The 232-nt window shown below is 71.1% G+C and carries 1 pseudogene; it reads right to left on the reverse strand.

What is annotated here, in order from left to right:
- Positions 1-232 (reverse strand): annotated as a pseudogene (locus BN358_RS23925) (cation transporter); the annotation flags it as partial.

Consider the following 232-nt stretch of genomic DNA (forward strand, 5'->3'; position numbering starts at 1 on the left):
TCAGGGCCGAGGTGGAGGGTCTTGAGGTGGATCACCCGCCGGACGCCGTCCGCGCCGGCGAGCGCGGTCGTGATCGCGGTGATCGCCTCTGGCGTCGCCGCCTCGCCGAGCAGCAGGCTGCGGGTCTCCATGGCCAGGGTGATCGCGACGAAGATCAGCAGCAGGCCGATCAGCGCGGTGCCGGCCACGTCCCAGTACCCGACGTGGGTGATCAGGGTCATCCCGACGCCGA

This window comes from Sedimentibacter sp. B4, assembly GCF_000309315.1.
In the GTDB taxonomy this organism is placed as follows: Bacteria; Bacillota; Clostridia; order Tissierellales; family Sedimentibacteraceae; genus Sedimentibacter; species Sedimentibacter saalensis.